The 16,362-nt window shown below is 69.4% G+C and carries 20 protein-coding genes; 10 read left to right on the top strand and 10 right to left on the bottom strand.

Features of this window, described 5'->3' with window-relative positions:
* Position 1 precedes the first annotated feature (1 nt).
* The gene (locus ACU5AX_RS08600) at positions 2-1,198 is read left to right on the top strand and encodes a glycosyltransferase (RefSeq protein WP_446690527.1); all 1,197 of its coding nucleotides are present in this window, start codon (positions 2-4) and stop codon (positions 1,196-1,198) included.
* Here ACU5AX_RS08600 and ACU5AX_RS08595 read toward each other — a convergent pair.
* The 3 genes from ACU5AX_RS08595 to ubiG are packed head-to-tail and all read right to left on the bottom strand — an operon-like array spanning position 1,174 to position 4,131.
* On the bottom strand, positions 1,174-1,899 hold the full coding sequence (locus tag ACU5AX_RS08595; RefSeq protein WP_198353498.1) for a DUF2334 domain-containing protein: 726 nt from the start codon (positions 1,897-1,899) through the stop codon (positions 1,174-1,176). The genes ACU5AX_RS08600 and ACU5AX_RS08595 overlap by 25 nt on opposite strands.
* Positions 1,896-3,320, bottom strand: coding sequence for a hypothetical protein (locus tag ACU5AX_RS08590; protein WP_446690526.1), 1,425 nt, complete (start codon positions 3,318-3,320; stop codon positions 1,896-1,898). The genes ACU5AX_RS08595 and ACU5AX_RS08590 overlap by 4 nt, the downstream gene beginning before the upstream one ends.
* 43 nt (positions 3,321-3,363) lie before the next feature.
* Positions 3,364-4,131, bottom strand: coding sequence for a bifunctional 2-polyprenyl-6-hydroxyphenol methylase/3-demethylubiquinol 3-O-methyltransferase UbiG (gene ubiG / locus ACU5AX_RS08585; RefSeq protein WP_446690525.1), 768 nt, complete (start codon positions 4,129-4,131; stop codon positions 3,364-3,366).
* 54 nt (positions 4,132-4,185) lie between these two features.
* Between ubiG and ACU5AX_RS08580 the strand changes: the two genes are divergently transcribed.
* The 3 genes from ACU5AX_RS08580 to ACU5AX_RS08570 all read left to right on the top strand — a co-directional run bounded on the left by ACU5AX_RS08580 (position 4,186) and on the right by ACU5AX_RS08570 (position 7,613).
* On the top strand, positions 4,186-5,445 hold the full coding sequence (locus tag ACU5AX_RS08580; RefSeq protein ID WP_446690524.1) for an aspartate kinase: 1,260 nt from the start codon (positions 4,186-4,188) through the stop codon (positions 5,443-5,445).
* Positions 5,442-6,461 (top strand): NAD(P)H-dependent flavin oxidoreductase, encoded by a 1,020-nt coding sequence (locus tag ACU5AX_RS08575; RefSeq protein ID WP_446690523.1) that lies wholly within the window; start codon positions 5,442-5,444, stop codon positions 6,459-6,461. The genes ACU5AX_RS08580 and ACU5AX_RS08575 overlap by 4 nt, the downstream gene beginning before the upstream one ends.
* A gap of 396 nt (positions 6,462-6,857) precedes the next feature.
* Positions 6,858-7,613 carry a hypothetical protein gene (locus ACU5AX_RS08570; protein ID WP_446690522.1) on the top strand — a complete coding sequence of 252 codons (756 nt, stop codon included), beginning with the start codon at positions 6,858-6,860 and terminating at the stop codon, positions 7,611-7,613.
* Here ACU5AX_RS08570 and ACU5AX_RS08565 read toward each other — a convergent pair.
* Positions 7,607-7,816, bottom strand: a complete 210-nt coding sequence (locus ACU5AX_RS08565) for a helix-turn-helix transcriptional regulator (protein ID WP_446690521.1) — start codon at positions 7,814-7,816, stop codon at positions 7,607-7,609. The genes ACU5AX_RS08570 and ACU5AX_RS08565 overlap by 7 nt on opposite strands.
* Positions 7,813-8,232 carry a hypothetical protein gene (locus ACU5AX_RS08560; protein ID WP_446690520.1) on the bottom strand — a complete coding sequence of 140 codons (420 nt, stop codon included), beginning with the start codon at positions 8,230-8,232 and terminating at the stop codon, positions 7,813-7,815. Before ACU5AX_RS08560 ends, ACU5AX_RS08565 begins: the two co-directional genes overlap by 4 nt.
* A 123-nt stretch (positions 8,233-8,355) precedes the next feature.
* On the opposite strand from ACU5AX_RS08560, the gene ACU5AX_RS08555 reads away from it, so the two are divergent.
* The 6 genes from ACU5AX_RS08555 to pal all read left to right on the top strand — a co-directional run bounded on the left by ACU5AX_RS08555 (position 8,356) and on the right by pal (position 13,159).
* The gene (locus tag ACU5AX_RS08555) at positions 8,356-8,811 is read left to right on the top strand and encodes a YbgC/FadM family acyl-CoA thioesterase (RefSeq protein ID WP_446690519.1); all 456 of its coding nucleotides are present in this window, start codon (positions 8,356-8,358) and stop codon (positions 8,809-8,811) included.
* A gap of 2 nt (positions 8,812-8,813) precedes the next feature.
* Positions 8,814-9,506 (top strand): protein TolQ, encoded by a 693-nt coding sequence (tolQ, locus tag ACU5AX_RS08550; RefSeq protein ID WP_198353490.1) that lies wholly within the window; start codon positions 8,814-8,816, stop codon positions 9,504-9,506.
* 40 nt (positions 9,507-9,546) lie between these two features.
* Positions 9,547-10,011: a protein TolR gene (gene tolR / locus ACU5AX_RS08545; RefSeq protein ID WP_446690518.1), complete on the top strand. Its 465-nt coding sequence runs from the start codon at positions 9,547-9,549 to the stop codon at positions 10,009-10,011.
* Positions 10,011-11,042, top strand: a complete 1,032-nt coding sequence (tolA, locus tag ACU5AX_RS08540; protein ID WP_446690517.1) for a cell envelope integrity protein TolA — start codon at positions 10,011-10,013, stop codon at positions 11,040-11,042. Before tolR ends, tolA begins: the two co-directional genes overlap by 1 nt.
* Before the next feature lie 163 nt (positions 11,043-11,205).
* Positions 11,206-12,597 (top strand): Tol-Pal system beta propeller repeat protein TolB, encoded by a 1,392-nt coding sequence (tolB, locus tag ACU5AX_RS08535; protein WP_446690516.1) that lies wholly within the window; start codon positions 11,206-11,208, stop codon positions 12,595-12,597.
* A 31-nt stretch (positions 12,598-12,628) separates the two neighbouring features.
* Positions 12,629-13,159: a peptidoglycan-associated lipoprotein Pal gene (gene pal / locus ACU5AX_RS08530; RefSeq protein WP_446690937.1), complete on the top strand. Its 531-nt coding sequence runs from the start codon at positions 12,629-12,631 to the stop codon at positions 13,157-13,159.
* Positions 13,160-13,161: 2 nt separating this feature from the next.
* Here pal and ACU5AX_RS08525 read toward each other — a convergent pair whose 3' ends face one another.
* The 5 genes from ACU5AX_RS08525 to ispG are packed head-to-tail and all read right to left on the bottom strand — an operon-like array spanning position 13,162 to position 16,327.
* Positions 13,162-13,632: a GNAT family N-acetyltransferase gene (locus ACU5AX_RS08525; protein ID WP_446690515.1), complete on the bottom strand. Its 471-nt coding sequence runs from the start codon at positions 13,630-13,632 to the stop codon at positions 13,162-13,164.
* Entirely contained in the window at positions 13,629-14,522 is an 894-nt protein-coding gene (locus ACU5AX_RS08520; RefSeq protein WP_446690514.1) for a DMT family transporter, read from the bottom strand. The genes ACU5AX_RS08525 and ACU5AX_RS08520 overlap by 4 nt, the downstream gene beginning before the upstream one ends.
* The gene (locus ACU5AX_RS08515; RefSeq protein ID WP_446690513.1) at positions 14,519-14,905 is read right to left on the bottom strand and encodes a type II toxin-antitoxin system VapC family toxin; all 387 of its coding nucleotides are present in this window, start codon (positions 14,903-14,905) and stop codon (positions 14,519-14,521) included. Before ACU5AX_RS08515 ends, ACU5AX_RS08520 begins: the two co-directional genes overlap by 4 nt.
* Complete coding sequence (locus tag ACU5AX_RS08510; RefSeq protein ID WP_446690512.1) at positions 14,902-15,147, bottom strand: AbrB/MazE/SpoVT family DNA-binding domain-containing protein; 246 nt, start codon at positions 15,145-15,147, stop codon at positions 14,902-14,904. The genes ACU5AX_RS08515 and ACU5AX_RS08510 overlap by 4 nt, the downstream gene beginning before the upstream one ends.
* A gap of 52 nt (positions 15,148-15,199) precedes the next feature.
* Positions 15,200-16,327, bottom strand: coding sequence for a flavodoxin-dependent (E)-4-hydroxy-3-methylbut-2-enyl-diphosphate synthase (gene ispG, locus ACU5AX_RS08505; protein ID WP_446690511.1), 1,128 nt, complete (start codon positions 16,325-16,327; stop codon positions 15,200-15,202).
* Positions 16,328-16,362: the final 35 nt, after the last annotated feature.

Genomic DNA, 16,362 nt, shown 5'->3' with positions numbered 1-16,362 from the left:
GATGCGGATCGTCGACGTCAACGAGATTTATTCGCCGACCGGCGGCGGGGTGCGGACGTATATCGACCGCAAGATCAGCGTGCTCGCCAGCATGGGGCACGAGCTCATCGTGCTCGCCCCCGGCAAGGAAGACCGGGTCGAGCACCGCCCCGGCGGCGGTGCGATCCACTACATCAAGTCGCGCGGCATGCCGTTCGATTCCAACTACGGCCTGTTCTGGGATCCGGCGCCCATCCATGCCCGGCTCGATACGCTGGACCCCGACGTGGTCGAGAATTGCTCGCCGTGGCGCTCGGCGTGGATCGTGCTCAATTGGAAGGGGCGGGCGATCCGCTCCTTCTTCATGCACAACGATAATCTCGAGGCCTATGCCAAGCGCTGGTTCAACCGGCTGGCGTCGGAGCAGCGGATCGAGCGGGCCTTTTCCTGGTACGACCGCTATCTGGAGCGCTTCCTGCGCCAATTCGACACGGTGGTCACCAACGGGCCGGCGCTCACCCGCCAACTGACGGCGCGCGGCGTGCGCGTCGACATCACCGTGCCGCTCGGCATCGAGCGGACGCCCTTCTCCCCGGCCTTGCGCGACGAGCAGCTGCGCGCCGCCCTGCTCGCGCAATGCGACCTGCCGCCGGACGCGCATCTGCTGCTCGGCGTGGGCCGCCACCATCCCGAGAAGCGCTGGCCGATGGTCATCGACGCGGCGCAGCGCGCCGGTGCGCGCGTGCCGGTCGGCCTCGTCATCCTCGGCCAGGGCATGGACACCAAGACGCTGGAGCGTCACATCGGCGACAGTCCGCACATCCGCCTGTTCCACCCGGTCTACGACCGCGCGCGCCTCGCCAAGATCATGGCGAGCTGCGATGCCTACGTCCACGGCTGCGGTACGGAGACGTTCGGGCTGGTGCCGGCGGAGGCGCTGGCCTGTGGTGCGCCGCTGATTCTGCCGGACGGCGGCGGCGCGGCAGAACTGGCCAACCCGCTCTATACCGAGAGCTTCAAGGAGCGGGACGCGGTGTCCTGCGCCGATGCCATCCTGCGTATGTGCGCTCGCGATCCGGCGATCGTGCGTCGTGCGGCGGTGGTGGCGTCGGGCAAGGTGCGCACCGACGAGGAACATGCCGCCGAGCTCGTCGCCCATTACGAGGCGGTGATCGCCGCCAAGGCGGGGCTGGATCAGGCGGCGAGAAGGTCCGCGTAACGGGCCGGCGTGTGCCGGCGGAAGGCGGCGAAGGTCCGCGTGATGCTGGTCAGCAATTGCGGCACGCGGACGTCGCCGGGGTGCACCGCGATCCGCACCGTCGACAGCGGCTGGAGCAGCGGGCGCAGCACCGCGGCGGCGGCAAGCGACGACAACTGGCGGGGGCGCGACCGGCTGGCCCAGGTGATCACCGGCCCCTTGGCGAGGGCGCGACCGTTCGCCGGCACCCAGACGCGGGCGTGATCTTCCGCCAGCGCGAAGCCGGCATCGGCAAGCGCAGCCTTCGCCCCGTCGGAATAGAGCCAGGCCGGGGCAATGAAGCCCGCGGCGGGACGACCGGTGATATCCTCGACCAGCGCCTTGCCGCGGCGCATGCGGTCGAGCGCGTCGTCGCGGCTGAGGCCGAGGAATTCGCCCTCGCCAGCGGTCATGTGCTTACCCTTGAGGGCCGCGACCCTGCCCTGATGCGGCGTGTCGTCGCGGTGGAACCAGCCGTGGACGAACATTTCGACGCCCTCGTCCGCCCAGCCGCGCAGCCGCGCCGCGAACGCCGGCGTGATCGGCGCGCCGCCCCAATGGTCCGGCACCACCAGCATCGCCAGCCGCCGGCCGACATGGGGGGCGAGATGGTCGAGTAACCGGTCGACCTCGCTCTCGAAGCGGGGCGAGACGTCGTGGATCGAGGCGAGCAGGCGTTTCATCGCAGGCGCTTATAGACGCGGATCGTCTCATTGCCCATCGGCAGAGCGGCGCTGAGCCGATAGCCGCGGTTCAGCGCATTGGTGACGAACGCATGGGCGGCGGGGCGCTCGCCGGAATAGGGCGGGCGCATCACCACCACGGCCGGCCGCCGGGCAAGGATGCGGCGGATCTCTTCATCCTGATCGACGCCCGTCGCCCCGGCCTCGCGCGCGCGGCCCAAATGGGCGGGGACGATGTAGCGCGACAGGGCACAGCGCCGCGTCGCGACATAGAGCATCGTGCTGCCCGAATAGACGTAGAGGCAGCCGGGACCCTGCCCGACCGCCCGGGTCAGGGTGGCGAACTGGCGTGCTTCGCCGCGTTCGCCGCGGAGGGCAAGAAGCACGATCTGCCCGGCCAAGGCGGCGAGCAGCAGCAGCGCGGGCGTCCTCCAGCGCTGCCAGGCCTCACGCCCCAGCACACCGGCCGCGGCGGCGCAGGCGGGCAGCAAGATCGGCAGGCTGTAATGGTCGAACCACGGCCGGAACAGCAGCACGCTGACGCAGGCGACGCCCAGCCACCAGGCGAGGAACAGCTGGACGGGATCGCGTTCGCCGCGTTTCAGCGCCAGCACCGCGAGCGTCACCAGCGGCGAGATGATCAGGACGATCTGCCCCAGATTGCCAGCGAGTTCGCCGAGCGGATCAGGATTGCGGTGGAAGACCGACAGGAAATTGGCGAACAGGAAGGCATCCCACTGGCCGATCGCGGCATAGCCGGCGGCGGCGAGCGCGGTCGGCAGCAGCGCCAGCGCGACGAGGCCGAGCGCATAGCCGATCAGCGGCGCGATGCGGCGGGTCGCCTGCCATTCGCCGGCGACCAGCCACAGGCCGAAGAACACGCCCTCCAGCAGCGCCGAATATTTGATCTGCAGCGCGATGCCGACCAGCGCCATCGCCGCCGCGCCGAGGAAGCGTCGGTGGCGGGACGTGGCGGAGCGCGGGATCAGCAGCGCGGCCGCGGCGACCAGCGGGTTGTAGAAGACGGGCGACTGGCCGCCCTGCCCGCCGAGCAGGTCGAGCCAGAGGATATAGGCGACGCCCGCCGCGGTGGCGCCGGTGGCGAAGCCGGCGCGGTCGGCGAGCCTCGCGACCTGCCATGCCCCCCAGACCGCCGCGGCGAGCGCGAGCGCCTGATAGGCCCAGATCCCGGCCGGGAAGCCGAGGCTTGCCGGGACCGCATAGAGCAGGAACAGGCCGAGCGGCTTCCGGTCCCACACGTCGACGAACGGCAGGTGGCCGTGCCACAGCGCGCTGCCGGTGAAATAATAGAATTCCTCGTCGACATGGACGACCGGATTGCCGAACGTCAGCAACCGCGCCGCGATGGCGACGAGGATCAGGATCGCGAGCCGGGCGCGCGGGTTCGTCAGGGCCGCCATGGCCGGTCCGGTAGCGGCGGCGCTACCGCTTGCCAAACGAAGTTCAATGTCCGGATGTTGCAGCGGCGCGGCGGGCGGTGAGCAGATAATCGAGCGCGGTCGAACTCGACAGGTCGAAGCCCTTGGCGGGCGAGAAGGCGAGGCCGGTGATGTCGGTCACTGTCAGCCCGGCGTCGACGAGCAGCGCGGTGAGCTCGTCTGGGGTCAGGAACTTGTCCCAATCGTGGGTGCCGCGCGGGATGCGGCCCGTTCCTTCGGCGAGGCCGATCAGCGCGAGGCGCGACAGCGGCGTGCGATTGGGCGTCGACATGATCAGCAGGCCGCCGTCCGCCAGTGCGCCGGCAAGGCCGCGGATGAAGCCCGCCGGGTCGCGGACATGCTCGATCACCTCGAGGCAGGTGACGAGGTCGTAGCGACCGCCCTCGTCCTCGATGCCGTGTGCGCGGTAGGTGATCGACAGGCCCGCCTGTGCCGCGTGGGCGGCGGCCACCGCGATGTTCTCCGCCGCCGCGTCCAGCCCGGTCACCGTGCCGCCGAGCCGGGCGAGCGGTTCGGCGAGCAGGCCGGCGCCACAGCCGACGTCGAGCACGGTCTTGCCGGCGAGCGGCGTGAAACTGGTGTCGTCGCCGTCCCAATGCAGGTCCACCGCGGCGCGGATGTAGCGCAGGCGGACCGGGTTGAGCTTGTGCAGCATCGCCGACGAGCCCTTGGGGTCCCACCAGTCCTGCGCCATGCCGCCGAAATGCGCCGCCTCGCGGGAGTCGATCGTGCCGCCGCCGGCGGAAGGGTTCGTGCTGCTTGCGCTTGCCATGGCGGCTACCTATCAGGGCGCACCCCTTCCCCCAAGGACTTTGAAAAGACAGCGATGGCGCGGATCGTGATGAAGTTCGGCGGCACCTCGATGGCCGGGATCGAGCGCATCCGGAGCGTTGCCGCGCGCGTCAAACGCGAAGTGGAGGCGGGCAATCAGGTCGCCGTCGTCGTGTCGGCGATGGCGGGCGACACCGACCGGCTGGTCGGCTTTTGCCGCGAGGCGTCGTCGCTCTACGACCCGCGCGAATATGACGTCGTCGTGTCGAGCGGCGAGCAGGTGACCAGCGGGCTGCTCGCCATCGCCTTGCAGGCGGCGGGGGTGAAGGCGCGCAGCTGGCTCGGCTGGCAATTGCCGATCCACACCGACGACGCTCATGCCAAGGCGCGGATCGGCACGATCGAGACGGACGCGCTGATCGCCAGCATGGCGGCGGGCGAGGTGGCGGTGATCCCCGGCTTCCAGGGCGTGTCAGACGACGGCAGGATCACCACGCTGGGCCGCGGCGGTTCCGACACGTCGGCGGTGGCGGTGGCGGCAGCGGTGAAGGCGGACCGCTGCGACATCTACACCGACGTCGACGGCGTCTACACCACCGATCCGCGCATCGTGCCGCGGGCGCGCAAGCTCGCCAAGGTGACCTACGAGGAGATGCTGGAACTGGCATCGGTCGGCGCGAAGGTGCTGCAGACCCGGTCGGTGGGTCTCGCGATGAAGGAACAGGTCCGCGTCCAGGTGCTGTCGTCCTTTACCGGGCCGGACGCGCCGATGGCGGATACACTGCCGGGGACGATGATCGTCGGCGAAGAGGAGATTGATGACGTGGAACGCCAGCTGATCACCGGCATCGCGCACGACAAGAACGAGGCGAAGATCACGCTGACCGGCGTGCCGGACAAGCCCGGCGCGGTGGCGAGCATCTTCGAGCCGCTGGCCAATGCCAACATCAACGTCGACATGATCATCCAGAACATCGCCCACAACCATGGCTCGACCGACGTCACCTTCACCGTGCCGTCCGCCGACCTGGCGCGATCGATCGAGACGCTGAACCAGGGGCGCGAGGCGATCGGGTTCGGCGAGCTGGTCCACGACACACGCGTCGCCAAGGTCTCCGTGGTCGGCGTCGGCATGCGCAGCCATGCCGGCGTCGCCAGCACGATGTTCAGCGTGCTCGGCCAGCGCGGCATCAACATCCAGGCGATTTCGACCAGCGAGATCAAGGTCAGCGTGCTGATCCACGAGGACGAGACCGAGCTCGCGGTGCGCGTGCTGCACACCGCCTACGGCCTCGACGCCGAGGTCGCGGCATGAGCATCGGACAGGAGCGGCTGCAGCGTCGCATGGCGCGGGGCGCGGCGTTCCTCGGCAGCGACGTCGCCATCATGGCCGGCGCCATGTCCTGGGTCAGCGAGCGCCATCTCGTCGCCGCCATGTCGAACGCCGGCGGCTTCGGCGTGATCGCCTGCGGCGCGATGACGCCGGCGCTGCTCGACGCCGAGATCGCCGGGACCAAGGCGCTGACCGACAAGCCGTTCGGCGTCAATCTGATCACCATGCACCCCGATCTGTTCGATCTGATCGCGGTCTGCGCGAAGCACGGCGTCGGCCATGTCGTGCTCGCCGGCGGCCTGCCGCCCAAGGGCAGCCTGGAGGCGATCAAGGAGTCGGGGGCCAAGGTGATCTGCTTCGCGCCGACGCTGGCGCTGGCCAAGAAGCTGATCCGATCGGGCGTCGACGCGCTGGTGATCGAGGGGATGGAGGCGGGCGGCCATATCGGCCCCGTCTCGACCAGCGTGCTGGCGCAGGAGATGCTGCCCGAGATCGCCGATGCGGTGCCGGTGTTCGTCGCCGGCGGGATCGGCCGCGGCGAGGCGATCGCCGGTTATCTCGACATGGGGGCGGCGGGTGTCCAGCTCGGCACCCGCTTCGTCTGCGCGACCGAATCGATCGCCCATCCCAATTTCAAGAAGGCGTTCATCCGCGCCTCGGCCCGCGACGCGATCGCCAGCGTCCAGATCGACCCGCGCCTTCCCGTGATCCCGGTGCGCGCGCTGAAGAATGCCGGCGGCGAGCTGTTCACCGCCAAGCAGCGCGAGGTCGCCCAGTCGCTCGACGAGGGCAAGGTGGCGATGGTCGAAGCGCAGCTGCAGATCGAACATTATTGGGCGGGCGCGCTGCGCCGCGCGGTGATCGATGGCGACGTCGAGCATGGCAGCGTGATGGCCGGCCAGTCGGTCGGCATGGTGACCAAGGAAGAGCCGATCGCCGACATCATCGCGACGCTGATGGCCGAGGCCGCGGCGGCGCTGGAGGCGCGGGCGGCCTGAGCGGCCGCCGCGCGGAACGTCTCGAAAGTCTCACCCGTGCGCGGTCGGACCGGCGGTGCGCCCCGCCGATCGCGACGGGGGGTCCGGCGCCGCCGCCGCCGGCCGATCGATCGATCGGCATTAAGCGTGAAAGGTCGCAAAGGTCGCACCCGTCGCAGGCGAGCGGCGGGCGATTCATGCAATCGACGATGAGAAGCAGCGTGGCGGTCGGCCGGCATCGGACGCTGACGACATTCTGTCGATCGAGCTCGAGCCGATGTCATCCGGTCTAACCCCGACGGACGTTGTAGGACAGCGCTTTGGCGGTCGGACGAGGGGCCGCAAGACGGTTACGTCGCGTTAACCATAGAGTGCGATGATCCTTGCCGACGCCGGGGGGCCGGAAGGACAGACGCGATGCGCCGCTCGATTGCCATTTCCATGACGATGCTGGCCTTGACCGCTGGTTGCGCAACCCGCCGTGCGGTGCAGGCGCCGACGGTCGTGGCGACCGTGCCCGCGCCCGCGCCGGTCGCGGTGCCGCTGCCGAGGGGTGCCTATCCGGGCATGCCGGTACCGGCACGGCTGGCCGACGGCCTGTATGCCACGCCCAACCGCGGCCTGACGCCGGCGGCGACGCTGTGGCACCTGCGCGCCGCGCTCAACGTCGCGGCGCTCGCCTGCCGCGGCGACGATGCCGCGACGATCGTCAGCGAATACAACGGGCTGCTGACCAGCCAGAAGAGCGCATTGGCGGCCGCGCAGACGCAATATGCCGCGCAGTACAAGGCGGCGGGCGGCGACTGGCAGGACCGATACGACGACGCGATGACGCGGCTTTACAATTTCTTCAGCCAGGCCCCGGCGCGCGCCGGCTTTTGCGCTGCGGCAGCGGCGACGCTGGCCGATGTACCGGGCGTCACGCCTGCGGAACTGCCGGCCTTCGCCGCCGGGCGGCTGGCGGTGCTGGAAAAGCCGTTCACCGATTTCTACGCCGCTTACGATGCATGGCGCACGGATCGCCTGCGGTTGAACCAGCTGGCGATGGCCAACGTCGTGGTGCCGGCCGGCGTCCGCACGGTGCAGGCGGTGCCGGCGGCGGAGCCGGTCTCGGCGCGGCCGCGGCTGGAGCTCGACACGCGCGCGCTGATGGACACCGCCGTCGCTCAATGATCCTCGGCGAGGCGGAACAGCGCCTCGACCGGTCGGCCGATCACCTTCGCCAGCCGCAGCGCGAGCACAGTCGACGGGATGAAGACGCCGTTCTCCACCGTGTTGATCGTCTTGCGGCTGACCCCGGCCCGTTCGGCGAGCGCGGCCTGCGTCAGCCCGAGCCGCTCGCGCTCCTCCTTGAGGCTGTTGCGCAGCTCGCTCATCGCGCGGCGCGCAGCTCGAGCGTGGCGAAGCTGATCATCGCCGCGAACAGACCGGCGGTCGCCACCACCCGCGACACGTCGTAGCTGGCCAGCATCACGTCATGGGCGAAGGGGGCGGTCGCCAGCGCGGCGGCGAGGCTGGCCCAGAAGCCGGCGGTGCAACTCATCCGCCGGTGTTCGCGCACCACCTCGTCCTCCATCAGCCGGTTGAGCGCGCTGTCCGGCTTCAGCCAGCGTCGCCACGGCAGCAGGGTCAGCGCACAGACCAGGGCGACGCCGAGCCAGAAACCGTCGACGAAGTCGCGGCGCATTACCGTCATGCCGGCTAGCTGCGACAGCAGCAGCACTGCCCCCAAGACATACAGCATCAGCGCCCAGGCGCGGCTCTTGCGTTCCGCCAGTTCGATCGTGTCCATGGCATCCTCCTGTAACCTGCGGGTTACATGTAACCCATGCGTTACATCGGTCAAGCGCTTTCTGAGCGCGGTGGCGCCAACGGGGTTTCGCGGCCCGTCCGGTTGGGTTAACGGCGCTTGCCTATGCGGGAGGACATCGACCAGCCCACGGCAGGACGGTTCGAGGGGCGCGAGCACCTGTTCCCGGTGCGCGTCTATTTCGAGGACACCGACCTGTCGGGCGTCGTCTACCATGCGAATTATCTGCGCTTCATGGAGCGGGCGCGATCGGCGATGCTGCGACTGGCGGGGATCGACCAGCGCGCGGTGTTCGAGGCGGGCGAGGGCGCCTATGCCGTCGCGGACCTGTCCATCCGCTACCGCGCGCCGGCGCGGCTCGACGATGCGCTGCTGGTGGTCAGCCGCGTCGGCATCGTGCGCGCGGCGAGCGTCGTCATTCATCAAACAGTCAGGCGCGGTCCGCTTGTTCTGACCGAGGCGGAGGTGACGGCGGCCTTGGTCGCCGGCAACGGCCGTCCCCGGCGCCAGCCGGCCGCGTGGACCGATATCTACCAACGCCTGGTGTGGCAGGGGACCTAGACATGAATCCGGTGTTCAACATGGATGCGGCGACCTTGTCGCCGGTCGCGCTGTTCCTTCAGGCCGACATCGTCGTGAAGGTGGTGATGGCGGGGCTGCTGCTCGCCAGCATCTGGACCTGGACGCTGATCGTCGCCTTCGGCCGGCGGCTGGGCCGCATCCGCAAGGGCATGGCGCGGTTCGAGCGCGACTTCTGGAAGGCGGAGGACATCGACGCCTTCTACAAGGCGGAGGCGGATCAGGATCTGCCGTCGGCCAAGGTGTTCGCGGCGGGCGTCAAGGAATGGCGCCGCTCGACCGCGGGCGGCAGCATCGACAAGGGCGGCACGCGCGAGCGGCTTGCCACCGCGATGGGCGCGGCGGCGGCGGGCGAGATCGACCGGATCAGCGACAAGCTCAACATCCTGGCGACGATCGGATCGGTGGCGCCTTTCGTCGGCCTGTTCGGCACCGTTTGGGGCATCATGCGCAGCTTCACCGGCATCGCCCAAGCGCAGAATTCGAGCCTCGCGGTGGTCGCGCCGGGCATCGCCGAGGCGCTGTTCGCCACCGCCATCGGCCTGTTCGCGGCGATCCCCGCGGTGATCGCCTACAATCGCTTCAGCCACGGCGTGAACCGGATCGAGGCGGCGCTGGGCCGCTTCGCCGACGGCTTCCACACGACGCTCAGCCGTCAGCTGGATTCGGGCCGGTGAGGGGCCGTAAGCCATTCCTCCCCGGCACGGGGAGGATCTGATGGCGATGAACCTTCCCTCGCAGCGCGGGCGGGGTCGCCGTGCGCCGGTGGCCGACATCAACGTCACGCCGCTGGTCGACGTGATGCTGGTGCTGCTGATCATCTTCATGGTCACCGCGCCGCTGCTCACCGCCGGCGTGCCGGTCAATCTGCCCGACAGCCGCGCCAAGGCGCTCGACCAGGACCAGAAGCCGGTGCAGCTGTCGCTCGATTCGGCCGGCAAGCTGTTCCTCGACGACAAGGAGATCGCTGAGGACGCCCTGCCCGCGCGGCTCGAGCGGATCGCCGCCGTTCCCGCCGGGGGGCAAACGCCGCAGGTGTTCCTGCGCGCCGACCGCGGCCTCGACTATGGCCGGGTGATGCGGGTGATGGGCGAGCTCAACCGCGCCGGGCTCAACCGCGTCGCGCTGGTCACGGTCGAGGGCGCTGGGGAAGGCGCCGCCGGGGGCGCTGGGACGCGCTGATGGATCGGGCGGAACGGATCGGCCTCGGCGTCGCGGTCGCAGGGCATGTCGTGCTCTTCGGCCTGCTGTCGGTCGGCTTCCTGTCCACGCCCAATCCCGAAAAGCTGAAGGCAACGCCGGTCGAGATCAGCCTGGTCAAGGACGTCGCGCCGGAGGCGAGCGCGCCCAAGGCGGAGCAGGCGCCCGCCCAATCCAAGGCGCCCGACGCCGGGGACCCGGAGGATGCCGCGCCGCCCGCCGCCGAGCCGGAGCCGGCGGTGGAGCCCGAGCCGGCGCCGCCCGAACCCAAGCCGGCGCCGCCCAAGCCTCAGCCCAAGCCCCAACCGAAACCCGAGCCGAAGCCGGAACCCAAGCCCGAGCCCGCCAAGCCGCAGCCCAAGCCAAAGCCCGCGCCGAAGGCGGAGCCAAAGCCCCAGCCCAAGTCGAAGCCGGTGGCGGAAAAGCCGGCCAAGCCGGTCGAGAAGCCGAGCAAGGCGCCGGCCAAGCCCGCCAAGGCGGAGGCCAAACCGGCCGAGCGGCCCGCCCCGGCCAAGCCGGCGAGCAAGCCGAGCAGCGCCGCCAAGCCTGCCGCCAGCCGCGGCAACGGCAGCGACAGCGCGAGCAAGGCGGAGCGGCCGCGCGGATCGCGGCTGGGCAGCGATTTCCTCAAGGGTCTGACCAGCGAGCCGTCGACCAGCACCTCGACCGCGCCCAAGGCGGCGAAGATCGACGCCCGCGTCGCCGCCGGGATCAAGGGTGCGATCGAGCGCCAGATCCAGCCGTGCGCGGATCGCCAGGTCAATCCGGGCCCCGGCGCCAACGAGATCCTGACGGTGCTCGACATCAGGCTGAACGAGGACGGCTCGCTCGCCGCGACGCCGCGCATGATCCGCCAGTCGGGTGTCACGGACGAGAACGAACGCTACAAGCAGCGCGTCGTCGACCTCGGCATCGCCGCGTTCAAGGGCTGTTCGCCGCTCAAGCTCCCGGCGGAATATTATGCGGTGCCGGGTGGCTGGAGCCACCTTGCATACAATTGGAAGCTGAAGTGACGCGGGTTGGTATATCCTTTCGCATGACGGGCAATTCGTCATGCCGGACTTGTTCCGGCATCCACGGCGCCGCAAATGCCCTGCGGATCGGATGCGCGGAACGGTGGACCCCGGAACACGTCCGGGGTGACGAGATGACAATCGAGGGTCCGGGAACATGCGCATGATCGGAAAAGTCCTTGCGGCGCTGGCCGCCACCGTCGCCCTGTCGGCCATGACCACGGCCGCCGCGGCGCAGACCGCGCCGCCGGCGCAGCAGCAGCCGGCCGGCCAGCCGCAGGACCAGAGCGGCGCGCCGCTCGAAGTGTCGGTGACCGGCGGCGTCAGCGAGCCGATGCCGATCGCGATTCCCGTGATGCCGACCGCGCAGGTGGTGCAGACGCCGGCCGGGCCGACCGACGCGCTGGGCCGCCAGCTCGCCGACATCGTCGCCAACGACCTGAAGAATTCCGGCCTGTTCACGCCGCTGTCGCCCGGCAAGCTGCGCCCCGTCGGCTTCCAGGAGGTCAATGCGCCGGCGTTCGACTATTGGGGCGGCACCGGCGCGCAGGCGCTGGTGCAGGGCTTCGTCCGCGCCGGCGCCGACGGCAATCTGACCGTCGGCTGCTATCTCTACGACGTCTTCTCCAAGGTCGAGCTGACCCGGCAGGGCTTCGTCGTGCCGCCGTCCGACTGGCGCCGCGCCGGCCACAAATGCGCCGACATGGTCTATACGAGGCTGACCGGCGAGGGCCCCTATTTCGACAGCCGCATCGTCTACGTCTCGGAGACGGGGCCGAAGGGCAAGCGGATCAAGCGGCTGGCGATCATGGACCAGGACGGCGCCAACCACCGCTTCCTGACCAATGGCCAGGCGATCGTGCTGACCCCGCGCTTCGCGCCCAACCAGCAGTCGATCGTCTATATGAGCTATGAGGACAATCGGCCGGCGATCTACGTCTACGACCTCGGCTCGGGCCGGCCGCGGCGGATCGTGCAGAACGTGTCGCTGACCTTCGCGCCGCGCTTCTCGCCCGACGGGCGGTGGATCCTGTTCTCGATGGCGCAGGGCGGCAACACCGACATCTATCGCGTCTCGGCGAGCGGCGGCAGCCCGCAGCGGCTGACCACCTCGCCCGGCATCGACACCGGCGGCAGCTATTCGCCCGACGGATCGAAGATCGTGTTCGAGAGCGACCGTTCGGGCGGCCAGCAATTGTATGTGATGAACGCCGACGGATCGAACCAGCAAAGGATCAGCTTCGGCGGCGGCCGCTACGGCACGCCGGTGTGGAGCCCGCGCGGCGACCTGATCGCCTTCACCAAATTGGGCGGCGCGTTCCGCATCGGCATCATGAGCCCGAACGGCAGCGGCGAGAAACTGCTTACCAACGCCTGGCAGGACGAGGGGCCGAGCTGGTCGCCCAACGGCCGCGCGATCACCTTCTTCCGTTCGAGCCAGGGCGGGCAGGGCAAGGCCGACCTGTGGATGGTCGACCTGACCGGCCAGGTCGAACGCAAGATCCCGACGCCGCTCGACGGGTCGGACCCGGCCTGGGGCCCGCTGCGGCCGTAAGATTTTTCCGTTCCCCATGGGAGACACGATGATGGCGAAGCTTTCCACCACCCTGATGACCGCGGCGGCCGTGCTGTCGCTCGCCGCCTGCGCGCACAAGCCCAAGCAGCTGCCGCCGCCGCCGGTCGACAACACCGGGGGCCTGAACAACCAGGTGCCGCCGTCGAACGGCAACGGCCAGTATGGCAACACCGTCGTTCCGGGGTCGGATGCGGACTTCCGCCGCTCGGTCAGCTCGAACACGGTGCTGTTCGACCTCGACACCTATGACATCGATCCGGAAGCGCGCGCGATCCTCGACACGCAGGCGCAATGGCTGGCCAGCCACCCCAATGTCCGCGCCACGATCGAGGGCCATTGCGACGAGCGCGGCACCCGCGAATACAATCTCGCGCTCGGCGACCGCCGCGCCAATGCGGCCAAGAACTATCTGGTCGCCAAGGGCATCGACCCGTCGCGGCTGACCACGATCAGCTACGGCAAGGAACGGCCGGTGGCGCTCGGCTCGGACGAGGCGAGCTGGGCGCAGAACCGCCGCGCGGTGACGGTCGTCGTCGGCTGATCTCAGCCACGGGCGAGGCGTTGCAGCGCCTCGCCCGTGACGCGCTGGATCGTCCATTCGTCCATGCCTACGGCGCCCATCGCGCGGTAGAAGGCGATCGCATCGGCGTTCCAGTCGAGCACCGACCATTCGAAGCGGCCGCACCCGCGTTCCAGCGCCACGGCGGCGAGGTGACGCAGCAACGCGGTGCCGACGCCGCGCCCGCGGGCCGCCGGGGTGACGTACAGATCCTCCAGATACAGGCCGCGCTTGCCGGTCCAGGTCGAGAAATTGTGGAAGAACAGGGCGAAGCCGAGCGGCTCGCCGTCCGCTTCCGCGATCACCGCCTCCGCCGCCGGCTTCTCCCCGAACAGCGCCTCCGCCAGGTCCGCTTCGGTCGCGACCACCGCATCGGGCTCGCGCTCGAAGACGGCGAGTTCGCGCACCAGATCGAGGATGGTCGGGACATCGGCGGGGGTGGCGGGTCGGATCATGCGGCGGCTTCCGTTTGCGGAGCGGGAAAGGGACGGCGGATCGCCAGCAGGCAGCCGGCGATGATCAGCATGGCGCCCGCCACCGTCCAGAGCGACACGCGCTCGGCGAAGACCAGCCAGCCGAACAGCGCCGACCAGACGAAGGCGGTATATTCGACCGGCGCGAGCACCTGCGCCTCCGCCCGAGCATAGGCCCAGGCGAGGGCGAGCGCGGAACCCGAGCCGAGGATCGCCGCAGCGAGGATCGCGGGCAGTTGGTCGACGGCGGGCAGGCCGCCGAACCATGGTGCGCCGAGCAGCAGCAGGCCGCTCAGTACGAGGCTGGTGAACAGCGCCACCTCCAGCGGATCGGCGACCTGCGCCTGGCGGCGCAGCAGGATCAGGCTGCCCGCGTAGAAGATGCTGGCCGCGACCACGGCGAGGCTGCCGAGCACCGCCTGTTCCGATGCGCGGGCACTGACCTGGCCGAGCGCGATGACGATCACGCCGAGGCTGGCGACCAGCGACCCGCCGATCGCGGCGCGGCGGATGCGTTCGCCGAGCGTCAGGGCGGCGAGAAACGTCGCGATCAGCGGGGCAAGAAAGGTGAGCGCGACGCCCTGCGCCATCGGCACGCGGACCAACCCCCAGAAGAACAGCAGCACCGATATGCCGGCAACCCCGCCGCGCGCCAGATGCAGGCGCAGCGAGGCAGGCGCGGGCCATGGCCGGCGGCGGATCAGGAACACCGGCAGCATCAGCGCCCCGCCGGCGATCGATCGCCACATCACTGCGTTATAGGCGCCGCTGGCGATCGACAGGCCCTTGATGATCGAATCCATTGCCGCATAGACGGCGATCCCACCCGCGGCGACGCCGAAGGCGGTCAGGCTGGAGGAGGGGCGATTCACCGGATCAGCCGGATGTCGAGGCCGAGGGAGGGATCGATTTCCGCCAGACGCCTGTCGCCGGTATAAACCGGCAGCGCGCGTGCCATGGCCAGGGCGAGACACGCACGGTCACCGAGCGAGGCGCCCAGCGCGCGTGTCGGCTCGCGCAAGCTTGCCGCCTTGAGGGCGAGAGGAAGATCGAACGGGACGGTCGTGATCTCGTAAACGTCGAGGATCGACAGCACCGCTTCTGCACTGGCGCCACGTTCGACGCCACACGCGCAACATTCGGAGACGTTGACGGCAGACATCAGGCTGCCGCGCACGATGGTCGCCACTAGTTCCGCGCCGGACTCGCCGAGCATCAGCGCCATTATCGCTGACGCGTCGACGACTGCGGTCACTCCTCGCCCCAGTCGGCGCGGCGTTCTTTGAGAAACGTGTCGACCGTATAGTCGCCGCCGAAGATCGCGCGCGCTTTGGCCTTGGCGTTGCGTACGGACTGTTCGAAGGTCATCAACCGCACACCGCCATCGTCCGTCCGGTCGACGACCAGCGAATCGCCGTCCTTGATGCCGAGGTCGCGACGAATGGTGGCCGGAATCACCACCTTGCCGCCGGCAATTACTTTGGCGTGATAGGTCATGTGTCGATCTCCAGTACCTGGCTTTTAGCACAGGTACCGGAGCGCGTCAGGATCATTCCGCTGCCACCGGCTCCGCCGCGGACGTCGCCGCCTCGATCTCCGCCGCCTTCGCCTCGACCAGCCGGACGATATGGTCGATCATGTCGGCGTCCTGGACATGATGGTCGGTGACGCCCGACAGATAGACCATATGCTTGCCGTTGCCGCCGCCGGTGATGCCGATGTCGGTCTCGCGCGCCTCGCCGGGGCCGTTGACGACGCAGCCGAGCACGGACAGGCTCATCGGCGTGCGGATATGCTGCAGCCGTTCCTCCAGCGCCTGGACGGTGCGGATGACGTCGAAGCCCTGGCGCGCGCACGATGGGCAGGAGACGACGCGGACGCCGCGGTTGCGGATGCCGAGCGCCTTCAGGATCTCGAAGCCGACGCGAACCTCTTCCTCGGGCTCGGCCGACAGCGAGACGCGGATCGTGTCGCCGATGCCGAACCAGAGCAGGCTGCCGATGCCGATCGACGATTTGACGGTGCCGCCGATCAGGCCGCCCGCCTCGGTGATGCCGAGGTGGAGCGGGCAATCGGTCGCCTCCGCAAGCCCCTGATAGGCGGCGACGGCGAGGAACACGTCCGACGCCTTCACCGCCACCTTATATTCGTGGAAGTCGTGGTCCTGGAGCAGCTTGATATGATCGAGCGCGCTTTCGACCAGCGCGTCGGGGCAGGGCTCGCCATATTTTTCCAGCAGGTCCTTCTCGAGGCTGCCGGCGTTGACGCCGATGCGGATCGCGCAGCCGTTCGCCTTGGCGGCGCGCACCACCTCGGCGACGCGTTCGTTGCTGCCGATGTTGCCGGGGTTGATGCGCAGGCATGCCGCGCCAGCGTCCGCCGCTTCGAGCGCGCGCTTGTAGTGGAAATGGATGTCGGCGACGATCGGCACATGCGCCGCGCGGACGATCTGCTTCAGCGCCGCGGTCGATTCGACGTCCGGGCAGGAGACGCGGATGATGTCGACGCCCGCCTCCTCGCAGCGGCGGATCTGGTCCACCGTGCCGCGGATGTCGGGCGTGGGCGTATTGGTCATCGTCTGCACGGTGACCGGCGCATCGCCGCCGACGGGGACATTGCCGACCATGATCTGGCGGCTCGGACGGCGGACGATGTCGCGCCACGGACGTACTGACATGCCCCCCATATACAGCGCGCGGGTTGCGGTTCAAA

The organism is Sphingomonas benefaciens, from assembly GCF_052907485.1.
The sequence above is the reverse complement of the archived record's forward strand: the minus strand, read 5'-3'. Positions and strand labels throughout refer to the sequence as shown.